The following is a 14,820-nucleotide window of genomic DNA, read 5'->3' on the forward strand; positions in this document are numbered from 1 at the left end:
TCAACACGCCGCACCCGTCATTGTTCACTTGAGGGCGGCGAACGGCAAACGCTCCGCCAGCGCCTGCGCAAGGTAGCGGGCGAAGACCGAGATGCGCTGGGGGATATGCTGCCGATGCTGATACACCGCAAAAATATCAGCCTTCGGCGCCTGGTGATCGGTCAGTACCGCCTGCAGGCGACCACTTTCAAGATATTGCTGAACATTCCAGCGCGACCGCAGAATCAATCCATGGCCGTCCAGCGCCAGACTCAACGCGACCTCGCCATCATTGCTCGACAGCGTCCCGCTGACTTTGTGCGAGTAATCCTGGCCATCCTTGCTGAAGCGCCAGATCGCATAGTCGCTGCCGAACTGGCGCAAAACAATGCAGTTATGCCGCGCCAGATCCGCCACGCACGTCAGCTCTGGCATCGCTTCAAGGTATCCCGCAGACGCGCAGAGAATGCGTGGATTCTCCAGCAGACGAATGCCGATCAACCGCGAGTCCGGCGGCTCGCCCATGCACACGCCGATATCGAATTGATCGTCCAGGATGCTCAGTGGCTGGCTGGTCAGCTCGAGAGAAATCTCGAGCTCCGGGTGCAGCCGGGCGAAGCTCGAGACCACGGGGGCGAGGTGCTGCCGGCCGAAACCCAGCGTGCCATTGATCCGCAACCGGCCGTGCAAGGTGGGCTGGCGGCTGCTGAGCGCGCTCTCCAGTTCCTCGAGCTGGCGCAGAATCGGCCGACCTCCCTCCAGGTACAGCACGCCTTCGGGGGTCAGCGACAATCGACGCGTGGTGCGCTGCAGCAACTGCACCCCAAGCCTGGCCTCCAGGTGGCTGAGCCGTTTGCTCACGGCAGGCAGCGATAGCCCCAGATGGCGTGCCACTTCCGTCAGGCTGGCGCGCGTAGCCACCTGCTGAAAGAAACTCAGGTCATCGATCATGCTCATGGATTCTTTCCTGAAAACTAAGAATGGCTTTCCAGCAAGGCTAATTATTAATCCCAGGACACTGCATACACTGAGATCCATGCCCCAATCAACCCAGGAGTCGAATCCATGAGCAAAACCCAGTACAAAATTGCAGTGATCCCCGGCGACGGCATTGGCAAGGAAGTGATGCCCGAAGGCGTGCGTGTGCTTGACGCGGTGGCTGCCCGCTTCAACCTCGAGCTGCAATGGGACTGGTTCGACTTCGCCAGCGCCGATTACTACCTGGCGCACGGCAAGATGATGCCGGACGACTGGTTCGACACCCTCAAGGGCTACGATGCGATCTACTTCGGTGCCGTGGGCTGGCCGGACGTGGTGCCTGACCATATTTCCCTGTGGGATTCGCTGCTGCAGTTTCGGCGTGAATTCGACCAGTACGTCAATCTGCGCCCCTGCCGTCTGATGCCCGGCGTGAAGGCGCCACTGGCGAACCGCAAGCCCGGCGACATCGATTTCTGGGTGGTGCGCGAGAACACCGAAGGCGAGTACTCCAGCGTCGGCGGCAAGATGTTCCCCGGGACCGCTCGCGAAATCGTGCTGCAGGAAACCGTGATGACCCGCGTCGGCGTCGACCGTATCCTCAAGTTCGCCTACGACCTGGCGCAAAGCCGTCCGAAGAAGCACCTGACCTCGGCCACCAAATCCAATGGCATCGCGATCACCATGCCCTACTGGGATGAGCGCGTCGTGGAAATGGGCAAGAAATATCCGGACGTCAACGTCGACAAGTACCACATCGATATTCTTACGGCGAACTTTGTCCTGCACCCGGACTGGTTCGACGTGGTGGTGGCCAGCAACCTGTTCGGCGACATCCTTTCCGACCTGGGCCCGGCCTGCACCGGCACCATCGGCATCGCGCCCTCGGCCAACATCAACCCGGAACGCAACTTCCCGAGCCTGTTCGAACCGGTGCACGGTTCGGCGCCCGACATCGCCGGAAAGGGTATCGCCAACCCGATCGGGCAGATCTGGTGCGGTGCGATGATGCTCGAGCACCTGGGCCATCCCGAAGCCGGCGCCGCCGTGCTGACAGCGATCGAAACCGTGCTTGCGATGGGCCCGGAGCACGCGCCCCTGACCGCCGACATCGGTGGCACCGGCAACACCGAATCGCTGGGCAAGGCCATCGCTGCTGCGGTCTGAAAACCCGAAAAGCCCAGTGCCCACTTGCTGCTGGGCTTTTCGATGGACAACGTGATCCGTTTGAACATCAACAAGCATGTCATGGTGTGATGTTCTTGACCCTCGCAGTAGAACATCAACGAGCCTGCCTGGAATAACGACGAACGTTCCTGTTACTGCCTGAACGTCACTCGGGTAACTGTCATATCTGATGCCGTGAAGGCAACTCCGCCTGCATGAGCCCTGAAAATATCCCCATGATTTAAATGATGTTTTTTCGGATGTTTTTCCGAAAATAACCTTTTGCGTACTGTTAATTAACCGTTACCCAACTTCTCAATGGCCGCCAGTCATAGGCAGTATCCCCATAGCCGGTTAACGCAAGCCATCTGACCGGGCCTTCACGCAGAGTAAAGAAAACAAGAGGCTATCCATTGCCTCAAAACAATAACAAGACAATAAATGGCGAGGAATTCACGATGACAATGCATAACGTCTGGGAATCAATTGTCGCATTCTATGAGCCGACAATTGAAATAATGAGCTTGTGGGCCTTTGGGCTTCCTCTTTTCGTAACGGTCATTGCGGTGATGTTCATCTTCTCGCGAAAGTGGCAAGGTCCCCTGACCCTACGCGCTCTAATCAATGCAGCCTTTCCCAGGGAGCAATACGATCACGCTTCATCGCGCGTCGATAAGTGGAACGGCATTATCCTGCTTATGCTGGGTTTTCCCCTTGTCGGTGTCATCGCCATTAATGGCATCGCTATCGCTGACAACGCAGGTGCTTATTTAAACGTTGAATTCGGCGCCCAGGAGCCCGTGATCACAGCGACCTGGCTAATGGTCTCAATTCAGTTCCTGGTCTATTTCCTCAGCGTGGACTTCGTGGGGTACTGGGTACACCGTTGGTGCCATACCCATGCACTGCTCTGGCATCTTCACAAGCCTCACCACACCGCTGAAACGCTCACGCCCTGGACGCTTTTTCGACAGCACCCCATCGAGTTCTTTGGTCTGAATATCATTCCGGCGATTTTTGGCGGGGCCTTCACCGGGGTTGTACTGTATGCAACGGGAAGCCAAATTCATCCGGGCATGATCGCTGCAGTCACCACAACGGCCTATATCGCCTTCTTTGTGATAGATGTTTTTTCGCACGTCCATATGCCGATCTCCTATGGCTGGCTGAACAGGATCATTTTGGCTCCCGTCATGCACAACCTGCACCATAGTATGGAGCCCCATCACTGGGACAAGAATAACGCGGTCATACTGACACTCTGGGATTGGATGTTCGGCACGCTGTACCTGCCCAAGAAGGGTGAAACCTGGCGTTGGGGATGCAACGACGAAGAGTATGGCGCCAACAATCCACACAAAACCCTGAAGGGGTTCTATATCGATCCTTTCAAGACCCTCTGGCGTCACTTGAAGGAAGGCGAGAGTCCGAACCCATGAAGGGTGCGCAGCGCTTGGCAATCTAAAAGACAAGACCTCAATTTCCATTAAAGGACATCACCATGGCATTGAAAGACACGCTCCATTGGCGCTATGCAACCAAAAGCTACAACGGCGACAAGGTGGCGCAAGAGAAGATCGATCCGATCCTGGAAGCCATACGTCTGGCCCCCAGCAGCTCGGGCATGCAGCCTTTCAAGGTGTTAATCATCACTAACCCTGAGTTGAAGGCGCAGTTGCAGCCGATCTGCGCCAACCAACAGCAAGTTACTCAATCGTCCCATTTATTGGTTTTTGCTGCCTGGGATGAATATACGCCTGAGCGGGTCAACGACTTTTTCGAATACAGCAACGCGATACGTAATCTGCCTGCCAGTGTCACCGATGATTACCGGTTATCGCTGCTCGACTCGTTAGGCAGCATGAGCAAGGAACAGCAGTATTTTCACGCCGCCAAACAATGCTACATCGCGTTGGGATTTGCGCTGCTGGCGGCTGCTGAACTTGGCGTGGATGCCACGCCCATGGAAGGGTTCGACAACAGCGCGGTGGACGCGCTTCTGAAGCTTCGCGAACAGGGCTTGAACAGTTCGGTTCTTTTGGCCCTGGGGTACCGGGATACCGAAAGCGATTGGCTGGTAACACTCGAAAAAGTCCGGCGCGACAAGGCGCATATGTTCGTGGAGATTGCCTAGGGCCTACTCCCGTCTCTCGCACGCCACATCTGACTGACGTCAAGCGGGCGTGCGATCAGTAATTCTGCCGATAGATTCGACGGACCAAACGTACGCACCTCGTACAGTGCTTCGAAGGCCTCGCTATCACCTAGCTGGGCCTTCAAGCGATTCAGTTCGGCACTGTTCGATGCGATCTTCGCCGCTTCTATCAGGGCTGGATCCATAATGCCGGCCACGACGACGATGTGATTTCCTGCCGGTCCCGGAAAGCTCGCAAGGTAGGCGTAATCACGGCGCATGATTCTTTCAGTGGATGGCTCGGCCCAATCGGATTGAAATTGATCGCCGCTCGCTCGGTCCACAAGGGTATCGCCGCTGGCCGATAGCGAAAAACCGGAAAGGTCGAAGAACGGTTCATGCAGATCGCCGAGGGTGTCGAGCAAACCGACATAGACAATATCGTGATCGCTCAGCATCTCATTGGTGAAGCGTGATGTTGTCACATCCTTGATCAGGCTTGAATTGCCAGGCCTCGTTGCGGCCACGATTGGCGTCACCGAAACCAGAGCCGATGAGAGCCCACTCGGCAAGTGATGCGCATTCATGTCGACGTACCTCTGGCCGGCCCCAGGCATCTGCTGCTTGTACTTATTGAGAGCCTCGCTGGAAGCAATGGTGTAATCAGCGACCATGCGAAGAATGGAGCCATCAGCGCCTTGTTCACCGAATACGTAAAAATCACCGGAAACGATCAATAGCTCAGCTGTATTTTTCGTCAGACCACTCCAGAGAATGCTCTCGACGCGCGCGTCATTGGGTGGTTTCCCGGTCAGCCAGAGCCAGCACATTGCGTTGAACGCAAGGAAAAGCGCCGCGCTGGCAAAATACCGCCAATCAAGCAAACGTCGGCGCGCAGGGTTGGAGTGGTTGTCTTGCTCATCGGGAGCAGCGACCACCAGACGGTATTCGCCACGCGGCAGGACAAGACGCTCGCCACGCTCATCGACGGGCGCAGCCTCGAGTTTTTTTCTCAGCCGATGAATATGCACTCGAACCGTGGCATCAGCCGCGAGATCCACGTTGGTGGGGCGACCAAACACAACGAGTGCAATCTCGACCTCCTTCGTTGGGGTCGCCATCAGTGATCGCTCGAGCAGAAACTCGAAAAGACGAATGATCTGCCGCGATTTACCGAGCGCACCACTCTTTAAAACTCTTTGAGCGTGCGCCGCCAGTCGATTCTCCTCTTCAACGTCCTGCAACTTATCCATTTCACATCCTCACGGCGCCCGTCGCCATTGACGCAGGCCAATATTCTTCAGCCCTTGGTCAGCATGACGTTGGCGATCAGGTTATTTCATATCCCTGACTTGCACCCACAGCACCGCGTCCTGGGAAAGGGGTTTGCCTTTATAGGTTTTGGTCGCACCGATGTTGAGCGCTGCAATGCCCCACCAGCCGGCACGTGGCAGGCCGATCGTCACCACACCCTGGGCGTCCGAATAGGTACTCAGGGATTTGAATGAGGCTTGGGGGGCCTTGACATAGTCCTGCTTGCCGAAGGCGTTGTCTTTGATGTCGACAGAATGGTTGATGTATTCGAGTTCTATCTCGGCGAACGGAACGGGCTTGCCGTCAGCCAGGACCACTGCGCGGAACACGCCGCCCGTCCAGTTTGCGTAGGGCTTGTTGAGGGGTTGGATCTCAACCGGCAACCCCTGGGGCTCTGACCAGTTACCGGGGACGCCACCCACGTTGACGACGAGCTTGGTGAACTGCTGGATGTAAACGTCTTCCTCCTTTTCCAGATAGGGCTCAGGTTCAAGCACGAAAATATGGTCGCCCAGTGAGCGCACCAACTCCCGTGGAATCGATGCACGATAGGCGGCCGCTTGATTGTCGCGGCTCTGCCACTGGACAGGCTTGAGGTATTGGCGCAGGTCGGTTTTTTCGCCGCCGTGGGCGCTGATGAGATTGAACGCGCGCGGTTCACCCATATTCATCGTCGGGCCGCCGGAGAACGGGTGCGTGAACACTATGGCGAAGTCCAGATTGGCTGCACGTTGCAACGCCGTTTCGTCGAGGTAGAGCATCTGGAAGTGAGCTTGTGCAGCGCAGGTCATGCAACTGAAGGTCGCGGCGGCAAGGGCTTGAAGCAGTCTTCGTTTGATCGGCATGGTCGATTTCACTGTGTAATGTCGGAGGACTGAAGGGTGGCGCCATGGTTTTCACCGCCGAGAAACTCAACGGAGTACGCGCCGGCGGGGGCCTGGAACGTGTAGCTGTTGTCCTTGCCGACAGTGCCTTCAAGCAACAGCTTGTTGCTCGTGTCCTGAACATGGATTTTTCGACCCACAGCGGAACTGCCGTCGGTATAGCCCGCTTCACACTTCACCCAGTCGTCGTGCTCGATATAGCAGTCGAAAACCGGGCCATGGGCCAGGGCGGCCTGGCAGGACAGCAGTGCACTGGTCAGCAGGATCGGGTGGGCAAACATTTGCGCTTTCATAAGGTTCAGCCTCTAGGGTCGAGATGAATCACTGCGGGACCGCTGCTTGAATGGCAGCCGCAGGGGGACTGGCCGGCGCAAAAGCCGCCAGCAGGGCGTCCAGGTTGGAACTCAACAGCGCCTCGTAGCTGTTGGCCTTGTTGGCGAGCATGCCCGGATTGCCGATATCCAGGATCAGCAGGCGTGCGCCGCCGTCCTCGATGGCTCGTACAATCCTGGCGTCAGGCGCCCATTTGTGGACCACCACGCGGATATCACGCTCGCGAAGGTAGCGGGTCAGGGCGGCGCGGTCGGCGTCAGTCCAGTCGATGTCCTGGCGTACGAACCAACCGTCTACATACACGCCGAACTCGCCGAGCAGGTAGACCGGCTCGCTGGCCAGCGACAGGACGCGCAGGTCCGGCACTTTCAGCAGGCTGTCACCGTAGTCGGCCTTCAGTTGGCGGATGCGGCCGTCGAGCGCGGCGAGGTTGCGCGCGATCCGTGGCGCGTCGTCCGGGGACAGCCGCGCCAGGTCAGCTGCAATCAGCGCCGACATGCGCATGGCATTCACGGGCCCCAGCCAGGCGTAGGGCGACGGGGGGCCTTCGGCGTTGCGAACGTCAGCCCAGGGCACATCATTGGCGGGCACACGGGTGGTGGCCACACCGGGCTTGAGGTTGTCCCATGAATGCGAAGCATCGATTTCGACGATCCGCAGAGTGTGGCGCCGCGCCGTCGCATACAGCGGATCAGCGCGCCACAGGCTGCGCAGGGCGACCACGGCGACGGCCGTCTGGAACACGCTGGGGTCCAGGCGCGACAGCGCGTTGGCCTGGCTTTCCATGGGGACGGCGGCGTCCAGCGGAACACGTACGACCTCGAGGTGTGTGCCTTCGCCGAGTGCCGAAGTGAGTGCATACACCGCCGGCAGGGCGACCAGCACTTTTTGTTGGCTGACGTCCGCGAAGGCTGACGGCGCGCTGCCCAGCAGCCATGCCAGCAGCACCAGCCAGGGGCGAATGGATGGGTTGAACCGTGTCATACGCTGGCCCCTCTGAACTGCGGCGCGGTGCCGCGGATGATGGTTGTGAACGCAAACACCAGGGCCGCGACGATCACGATGGCGCCGCCCGTGGGCACGGGAATATGGAACTGCATCGGTGCCAGAATGCCAACCACGCAGGAAAAGGTCGCAATCAGCACGGCCCATGTGACCAGGCCAGGCAATGAATGGCTGATGTTGCGGGCGGCTGCTGCCGGTATCAGCAGCAGGGCCTCGACCAGGACGGCACCGATGATCTTCAGGCAGGCGACCGTTACCAGGGTGACCAGCACCACGAACAGGTACTCGACGCTGCGCACCTTTACGCCGCGCGCATGGGCCAGGCTTGGATTGAGGCTGGAGAGCAACATGCCGTTGTAGAGGGGCAGGCCGATCAGCGTGCAAATCAGTGTCACGCCAAGCAGTACGTTCATGTCGGTGTGGTCGACGGCCAGGATCGAGCCGAACAACACACCCTCCATCACATGCGTGTTGATTTTCGCTGACACGAACAGCAGCAATGAGGCACCGACCGCCAGCGAGATGGAGAGGAATACGCCGATCAGCGTGTCATTGGCCAGGGTGGTGCGGTGTTGGGTGTACTTGAGCGTCAGGGCGAACAGCAGGCAGAAGCCGAACATCGAAAAGTAGGGCGAGGTATACGACTCGCCGATCAGCACGCCAATGGCCACGCCGGTCATCGCCGCATTGCCCACGGACTGGCTGAAGAACGCCATCCGTTTGATCATCACCATCGAGCCCAACACCCCCAGCAACGGACCGATCAGCACTGAGCACATCAACGCATTGATCACAAACTCGTATTCGAAGGGTTGCGGCAACACGTGACTCGCGGCGAGCGCCTGGAGGTGGTCGCGAATGAAGTCATACAAGGCATTCATCGAATGACCTCCAGTCGGCTGTCGATCTGCTCGGCGGGGCCGTGAAACAGCACCCGTTGGTTGATAACGGTCACGGACTGCGCGATACGCTTGACCTGTTCGAGGTCGTGGTTGATCCACAGGATGGTCACCCCACGGTTGTTCAGTTCAGTCACCAGTGCCTCCACCAGGCGCACACCGGCCTCGTCGATCCCTGCGGTCGGTTCATCGAGGATCAGCAGCCACGGCATCGGGCTGATCGCCTGGGCCAGCAGCACGCGCTGACGCTGGCCGCCGGACAAGCTGCCAAAAGGCTTGTTACCCATCCCCGCCATGCCGGTACGTTCCAGGGCCTGGGCATTGGCTGCCCTGGCGGCGCGGCTTGCGCCCAGGAAGGCGGGCCGGCGCTGACCCAACAGGGCCATGAGATCGTTGACCGTCATCGGTACATTGCGGTCGAAGTCCGGCAATTGGGGGACATACCCCAGGGGCGCGATGAGTTCACCTTCGAATCGGATCGTCCCCGAGTGCGGCATCTGGCCCAGCAGCGCACGCACCAGCGAGGTCTTGCCGCCGCCGTTGGGGCCTACCAGGCAGTGCAAGGCGCCGGCCTCGATGCGCAGGTTCACCTGATCGAGCACCTGCGTGCCGCCCAGTCGCAGGGAGACGTTGTCGAACACAATGGCGGGGCCGCGCATTGCGTATTCCTCCTTCAGCGCGTTCATTGCTGGGTGTACTCAACGGCTTGCGCCAGGGTTTCGAGGTTTTCGCGCATCGCCACCTCGAACTCGTCCGCGCTGTAGGTATCACCGGTGATATGGGACAGGGCGAACACCTTCACGCCGGTGGCGGCTTCGATGGGTTTGGCCAGGTCGAGGGAGAAGTTCTTCTCGGCGAACAGCACCTTGACGTTGGCTTTCTTGATCGCCTCGATGGTGTTGGCCAATTGGCGTGCCGTCGGCGCGACGCCGTGGCGCGGCTCGATCACGGCGCTTACGAACAGGCCGAACTCCTGCATCATGTAGTCGTAGCCAGCATGAGTCGTCGCGCAGCGGAACCTGGACAGGTCCAGTGCGGCGAAGCGCGTCATGAAGCCTGCGCGCAGCTCGCGGATACGGCCGGCATACGCCAGCGCATTTTTTCGATACGCCGCAGCGTTGTCCGGGTCCAATTCACCGAGCCGGCGAGCGATCTCGAACACCTGTTGTATCGCCGCCGTGGTGGAGACAAAAGTGTGCGGGTTGACCACCTTCACGCCTTCCTGGTCGCCGCCGATGGGAATCAGCGCCACCGTCGCATTGGCCTGGATAATCGGCAGCGTTTGCGTGCGGCCGGCGGCCTTGATGATCTGGAAGGCCCATTCATCGTGGCCGATGCCGTTGACCACCAGCACATCGATATTCATTGCGCGGGTGATGTCATCGGGCTGCGGCTGGTAATTGTGCGGGTTGGCCTCTGCCGGGATGAGCGCAATGACTTGCGCCCGATCACCCACGATATTGGCCACGAAGCTGTAATAGGGATGCAGGGTGATACCGATTCTGAGTGGCTTCGCCGAGGCCAAGGCCGGGGCGGCGAGCGCGATGGCGGGTATCAGCACCCACAGCGCGATGCAACGGCGCCACAAGGCGCGGTGTTTCGTGGCAACAGTCATGGCTGGGTTCCTTTTACGCGTTCGATTTCGCTGGCGCCGTCGTACGGGATGACTTGGCGCCAACCCTCGCCGACCAGGGATTCGGGTTTGACGATGGCGGGGTAGGGCGCGTTTGGGTCGCGGTGCACCCAGATCGTCGCCTGGTTGGCCCACATCACACCGGCATGGGCATGCCCGATGATCAGCAGGTAGGCGCTCTGGCCGGGCGCGTGGCCGGCTGAGCCGTAGTAGACCGTCGCGCCCTGGCCCAGGGTGGCTTTGGATATCTCGCTGACGGTCTGGTCTGCCGCCGTGGCATCGTCGTCGCCGCCCTTATGGGCCAGGTGGGTGCCGGGCAGAATCAATTGCCAGTGCACTTCACCATTAGCCTTCCAGAAGGCATCCCGGTAGAAGGGCGGCAGCAACAATTCCTGGGCACGCTCCAGGGTGATCCAGCCGCCGGTATCGTTGTTGTTCCAGATGATTTCTTCACCGGCCGGTAGCAATGCGCTGTGGATGGCCTGATCGACCGCGCCCAGGCCATCGAAGGAACGTACCTGCCAGCTCAACGGGGTGGGCGGGCCAACGCGTTCGGGGCGCAGCAGCACGTAGCCTGCCACGCTGGCGATGACGGCCAGGGTCGCCAGCCCCAGGGCCAGCGACTCCCAGCCGCTGGAACGTGGGCGCACCCGCGTGATTGCAGCGGCTGGACGCGCCATCAGAGAAATGCAATCCAGCGGCCGAGGAACACCACGCCCGCCCACAACAGCAACGAGCTGAAGCCGGCGACCCGCGCCTGACGGGGAGGCGGCAGTTGGGTGTCCCATTCGGCGATTCGGCGAAAGGCCCCCAGGTGGAACACCGCCATGTTGATGCCTGCCAGCATCAACAGCCCCATTTTGAAAAGGAACGCGGTGTTTTGCACATAGGTCGTGCCATTGGCGCAGAACATCAGTAGGCCGGTGATCACACAGGTCACGAACGCGACCCAGGTGTAGGGCAGTAAATCCTGGATCAGCTTGAGCGCGCCGCGCCGGTGGGCGGTCACGCCAAGCAGGCGTAAATCCACCACGGCGATGGTGCCGTAGACGATGGCAATGCCGATCACATGCACCGATTCGAGCATCGGAAAAGCCGAGCCTGACTCGCGGATGAACGTCGCGACAGGGGTGTCCTGGACAGCTTGCAGCAGGGGTTGAATATCCATGGCGAATACCTGAGAGCTTTCGTTGAAAACGCTTAGATCGTGTAGGCGATCCAGCGACCGCAAATGATCACGACGCACCACAAACCGATCGACAGCCACGCAAGTGCCTTGACCGGACGCGATGCGTCGTCGCTGCCTGCATGGCCGGCGGGGCGCATCAGCGGGCGGCGCAGCAACCAGGTCATGCTGAACGCCGTCACCACCAGGGCCATCTTCAGCCAGAACGTCGAGTTGACGAGCACCCGGTCGGGCTCGGCGATGATCATCACCAGCCCGGTACACAGCAGCACGATCAGCGCATTGCGCATCCACGGGTAGTAACGGCGTACGACGCCGCGCAAGGGCTCATCGCTGGCGAACACGCCCGCCAGGCGAAGGTCGGAAATCAGTGCCGAGCCGAAGAGCACGGTGATGGCGATGATATGAATGCTCTGCACGGTGGGGATCACCCACAGAATGTCGCGGATCGCAGTGCTCAACGGTGACGCGTAGATCCAGGCAATGATGAGTGAAGATGACATCGGCTTTTCTTCCGCAGTGGGTTAGAAATCTTGAGGGGTTGCGATCGGACGCAGGCCCGCCGCATCCTCCGGCAGCAAATAGCCTTCCTTGATCGAAACGGCTTTGGCGTCTTCGAATTTCTGTGCGTAGCGGTTGAAGTTTCCATAACGCTGGCCGAGCACTTCCTTCGAGTAAGGCACCTTGGTGTCGTAGATCAATCCGCAGCCGGTCTCTTGATCGGTGAGGTAGGTGGCGCTGGGCACCTGGATCCACGGCGGGCGCACGCCGCCTTGCAGGTTGCCGGTGGCGGGCGCACGGGCAGCGGCCTTGCCGTCACGGACCACCCGAGGTGCGTTGGGCATCGGTTTGCCGTCACGTACCCATTGGTCCATGCCATCGAGCAGCGCCGAGACCACCCCTTCAACCGGTTCGTCATACAGCGTCCGGCATCGCGGGTCGTCGCCCTTGCCGATGTCGGCAGCGAGCTGTTCGGTGTGCTCCGTACCCAGGTCGGCCAGGCGCAGATGGGGCATGCCAGTGACTTCGTAGTAGCGCAGTTGCGGCGTGTCAGTGTCCGGGGGCAGGGGGATGCCTTCGATCACGTCGTGCATCAGTTCGGACTGGCTGAACACCGTCACGAACGGCACGCCTTCGGGCATCTGGCGGGGCACTCTGAGCACGTCGCCGCCCACTTCTCCGTAGGCCATGCGGCCGGTCATGTAGGCGTCGATCAGCGGCGTTTCGTCGGGCATGCGCCACTGCTGGTGACGACCCTGGTCGAGATAGTCCATCCAGACCTGTGCGGTGACGGCCCAGCTATTCACATAGACGCGCTGCACGTCGAGGCCGGCCAGCGGGCTTTGTGCTCCCTTGGTTTTAAGCAGCAACGCCAGCTGCGCGCCGATGCCCTGGGATTGGGGTGCAAACGGATCGGGCGCTTCGCCACGTGTGAAGTGTGCCGGGTCGTAGTAGGTGCCCAGCGGCGCGTAGCGTGCAAAGTCGAAGCGGCGCATGAACTCGAAGTTCACGATCCGCCCGTACTGGGCGATCTGTTCGGCTTCGGCCGCCGGCGTGTCGGAGATGAACTTGGGGTCCACCGCCGGTTTGTTTACATTCAGCGTGTACCCGACATACGCGTAGCCGCGCCGCAGCAGATAGTCGCGGGTCAGGATCCAGCCCGCGCCGCGCTCGCCAAACCAACTGAACGGCTCGATCACCACCGTGCCATTGAAACGCGCCGGGTCCGCTGGTTTGCGCACCAGAATGCGCGTGGTGTAAGGCGCTTCCAGCAGGGTTTTGCCGGCGGCGGTAATGGCCGGAGCGACGCCTTGCAGGTAGTACTCCTGCTCGACGTAGCCGTAGTGATTGAGGTCGCTGTATTCGGTGCCCGGGCGTGTCGCCGACGACAGCGGTGCTTTGTCGGAAGGCGGCACCGCGATAGCCGTGGGCATGCGCGGCACGTCGGCGAAGGTGTTCGACGCGACAAGCAGCGACAACACAACGCTGATGCCGATAGGGGTCAGGCGTTCCATTCGTAGCGCTCCAGAGGGGGGGATGGGCGGATTCACTCAAGGCTCAGAGATGCCTTGCCCTCGCTGTCGATCACGATCTGGTTGTTCTCGCACACGTACTCTTGAATGGCGTAGTTGGAGCGCTTGTACTCGAACGTAAAGCGATAGGGGGTGTTGAGTACCTGCGGGTCTTCGATCAGGACCTGGTTTTCCAGGTGATCCGGCCCGCGCAGCCGGATGCGTTCGGTGATCTTCATCGCCGACCCGTGGGGGACGTCGTAGAAGCGTACGTCCGTGCGCACCCGTTGCGTCTCGACCACCAGCGTGTCGCCCTCCCAGTGTCCGCGCGAGTGGCCCTGGTACAGCGGGTCGAGAGTATCTGTCGGCGGCATGGGCTGGTTCAAAAGAATCCGCCGCACCTGCTGGAGATACTCGCCGAGGATGATCACCTGCTTGTCGTCGCGAATGATCTGGATCGGGAAGAGCGCTGCCATCATGGTCGGCATGCCCTCGGGCAGGCACTTGGAGCTGGTGGTGGCGATCGGCGTTCCGGCGGCGTTGGCCACGGCTTCTTTCTTTTTGAGCTCAACGTATTCGGCGGCGTAGGGTGCCTTGAGATCCATTGGACCGCCGGGGTGTACCGGGTCGTCCGGGTTCTCGCCGAACCAGTCGTCCGGGGTTCTTTCCCAGGTGCCGCTGATGTCGGGCCGTGTGGCCACGCTGTGCTTGTCGGTTTGCGGTTTTGACGCTGTCGCGGCGCTGCTCATCCCGGCGACAGTCACGAGGACCATTCCCAGGAAGAGCATGGCTGTGCTGCAGGTTCGTGCTGGTTTCATTGAAGTGTCTCCGCGTTGCTGGTTTGCCCAGTTCTGTTGTTGTCGCAATCGGGAGGTGTCGCGTTTAGCCGCCGCCCGAGAGCACCACGTCACCCATCTTGATCTCCACCAGCAGCCCGCCCGGCTCACCGTTTTTCAGCGGTTTGAAGGACACCTCGGCGGTTTCGCCAGCCTTGACCGAATTGGCTGTCCAGCCCGTGCGTTGCAGCGCGTTGACGCTGCCGGTCTCGATCTTGAAACGCTGGGCCGGTGGGCCGGGAACGTCGACATAGATCGTGATGTGCGGGTTGGTCCAGGCGAAGCGCTCGACCACACCTTTGATCGTGAGCGTCTGGGTCTGGTCGAACAGCGCAAAGGAATGGTGGGCACTGGCAACAGGCGCTAATGCACTGCAGGCGATGAGGGTCAAAAGGCAAAGCCCCTGACGAAACAGCGGGGAGGGTGACAAAAGGGTCATGACGGGTGCCTCGGGTTTTTA

At 60.2% G+C, this 14,820-nt stretch carries 17 protein-coding genes; 3 read left to right on the forward strand and 14 right to left on the reverse strand.

What is annotated here, in order from left to right; all coding sequences use genetic code 11:
• Positions 1-24: 24 nt before the first annotated feature.
• Entirely contained in the window at positions 25-936 is a 912-nt protein-coding gene (locus ACXX81_RS09210; RefSeq protein ID WP_458571553.1) for a LysR substrate-binding domain-containing protein, read from the reverse strand.
• A 108-nt stretch (positions 937-1,044) separates the two neighbouring features.
• Here ACXX81_RS09210 and ACXX81_RS09215 point away from each other — a divergent pair, with 108 nt between their 5' ends.
• The 3 genes from ACXX81_RS09215 (at position 1,045) to ACXX81_RS09225 (ending at position 4,258) form a co-directional block, all read left to right on the forward strand.
• A complete protein-coding gene (locus tag ACXX81_RS09215; protein WP_231421361.1) occupies positions 1,045-2,124 on the forward strand; it encodes a tartrate dehydrogenase in 1,080 nt (359 codons plus the stop codon).
• 458 nt (positions 2,125-2,582) lie between these two features.
• Positions 2,583-3,563 carry a sterol desaturase family protein gene (locus ACXX81_RS09220; protein ID WP_209982298.1) on the forward strand — a complete coding sequence of 327 codons (981 nt, stop codon included), beginning with the start codon at positions 2,583-2,585 and terminating at the stop codon, positions 3,561-3,563.
• Positions 3,564-3,625: 62 nt separating this feature from the next.
• Positions 3,626-4,258 carry a nitroreductase family protein gene (locus ACXX81_RS09225; protein WP_209982297.1) on the forward strand — a complete coding sequence of 211 codons (633 nt, stop codon included), beginning with the start codon at positions 3,626-3,628 and terminating at the stop codon, positions 4,256-4,258.
• Here the strand turns inward: ACXX81_RS09225 and ACXX81_RS09230 are convergent.
• From ACXX81_RS09230 to ACXX81_RS09290, 13 genes are all read right to left on the reverse strand, one after another.
• Complete coding sequence (locus ACXX81_RS09230; RefSeq protein WP_209982295.1) at positions 4,255-5,511, reverse strand: helix-turn-helix domain-containing protein; 1,257 nt, start codon at positions 5,509-5,511, stop codon at positions 4,255-4,257. The two genes, ACXX81_RS09225 and ACXX81_RS09230, sit on opposite strands and share 4 nt — an antisense overlap.
• An 81-nt stretch (positions 5,512-5,592) precedes the next feature.
• Positions 5,593-6,417, reverse strand: a complete 825-nt coding sequence (locus ACXX81_RS09235; protein WP_209982293.1) for a DUF4198 domain-containing protein — start codon at positions 6,415-6,417, stop codon at positions 5,593-5,595.
• Between the two features lie 8 nt (positions 6,418-6,425).
• On the reverse strand, positions 6,426-6,749 hold the full coding sequence (locus tag ACXX81_RS09240) for a hypothetical protein (RefSeq protein WP_209982291.1): 324 nt from the start codon (positions 6,747-6,749) through the stop codon (positions 6,426-6,428).
• Positions 6,750-6,777: 28 nt separating this feature from the next.
• Positions 6,778-7,773 carry a metal ABC transporter solute-binding protein, Zn/Mn family gene (locus ACXX81_RS09245; protein ID WP_322213711.1) on the reverse strand — a complete coding sequence of 332 codons (996 nt, stop codon included), beginning with the start codon at positions 7,771-7,773 and terminating at the stop codon, positions 6,778-6,780.
• Complete coding sequence (locus tag ACXX81_RS09250; protein WP_209982289.1) at positions 7,770-8,675, reverse strand: metal ABC transporter permease; 906 nt, start codon at positions 8,673-8,675, stop codon at positions 7,770-7,772. The genes ACXX81_RS09245 and ACXX81_RS09250 overlap by 4 nt, the downstream gene beginning before the upstream one ends.
• Complete coding sequence (locus ACXX81_RS09255; protein ID WP_245228984.1) at positions 8,672-9,352, reverse strand: metal ABC transporter ATP-binding protein; 681 nt, start codon at positions 9,350-9,352, stop codon at positions 8,672-8,674. Before ACXX81_RS09255 ends, ACXX81_RS09250 begins: the two co-directional genes overlap by 4 nt.
• A 23-nt stretch (positions 9,353-9,375) precedes the next feature.
• Complete coding sequence (locus ACXX81_RS09260; protein ID WP_209982285.1) at positions 9,376-10,308, reverse strand: metal ABC transporter solute-binding protein, Zn/Mn family; 933 nt, start codon at positions 10,306-10,308, stop codon at positions 9,376-9,378.
• Positions 10,305-11,006, reverse strand: coding sequence for a DUF6162 family protein (locus tag ACXX81_RS09265; protein ID WP_209982283.1), 702 nt, complete (start codon positions 11,004-11,006; stop codon positions 10,305-10,307). Before ACXX81_RS09265 ends, ACXX81_RS09260 begins: the two co-directional genes overlap by 4 nt.
• Positions 11,006-11,494: a DUF6644 family protein gene (locus ACXX81_RS09270; protein ID WP_209982281.1), complete on the reverse strand. Its 489-nt coding sequence runs from the start codon at positions 11,492-11,494 to the stop codon at positions 11,006-11,008. Before ACXX81_RS09270 ends, ACXX81_RS09265 begins: the two co-directional genes overlap by 1 nt.
• Positions 11,495-11,526: 32 nt before the next feature.
• Positions 11,527-12,015 (reverse strand): DUF6644 family protein, encoded by a 489-nt coding sequence (locus tag ACXX81_RS09275; RefSeq protein ID WP_209982279.1) that lies wholly within the window; start codon positions 12,013-12,015, stop codon positions 11,527-11,529.
• A 21-nt stretch (positions 12,016-12,036) separates the two neighbouring features.
• Positions 12,037-13,527, reverse strand: a complete 1,491-nt coding sequence (locus ACXX81_RS09280; RefSeq protein WP_209982276.1) for an alpha/beta hydrolase domain-containing protein — start codon at positions 13,525-13,527, stop codon at positions 12,037-12,039.
• A gap of 32 nt (positions 13,528-13,559) precedes the next feature.
• A complete protein-coding gene (locus ACXX81_RS09285; RefSeq protein WP_209982274.1) occupies positions 13,560-14,342 on the reverse strand; it encodes a hypothetical protein in 783 nt (260 codons plus the stop codon).
• Positions 14,343-14,406: 64 nt separating this feature from the next.
• The gene (locus ACXX81_RS09290; protein WP_231986813.1) at positions 14,407-14,751 is read right to left on the reverse strand and encodes a DUF6152 family protein; all 345 of its coding nucleotides are present in this window, start codon (positions 14,749-14,751) and stop codon (positions 14,407-14,409) included.
• Between the last annotated feature and the right edge of the window lie 69 nt (positions 14,752-14,820).

Source organism: Pseudomonas sp. GNP013 (genome assembly GCF_054343995.1).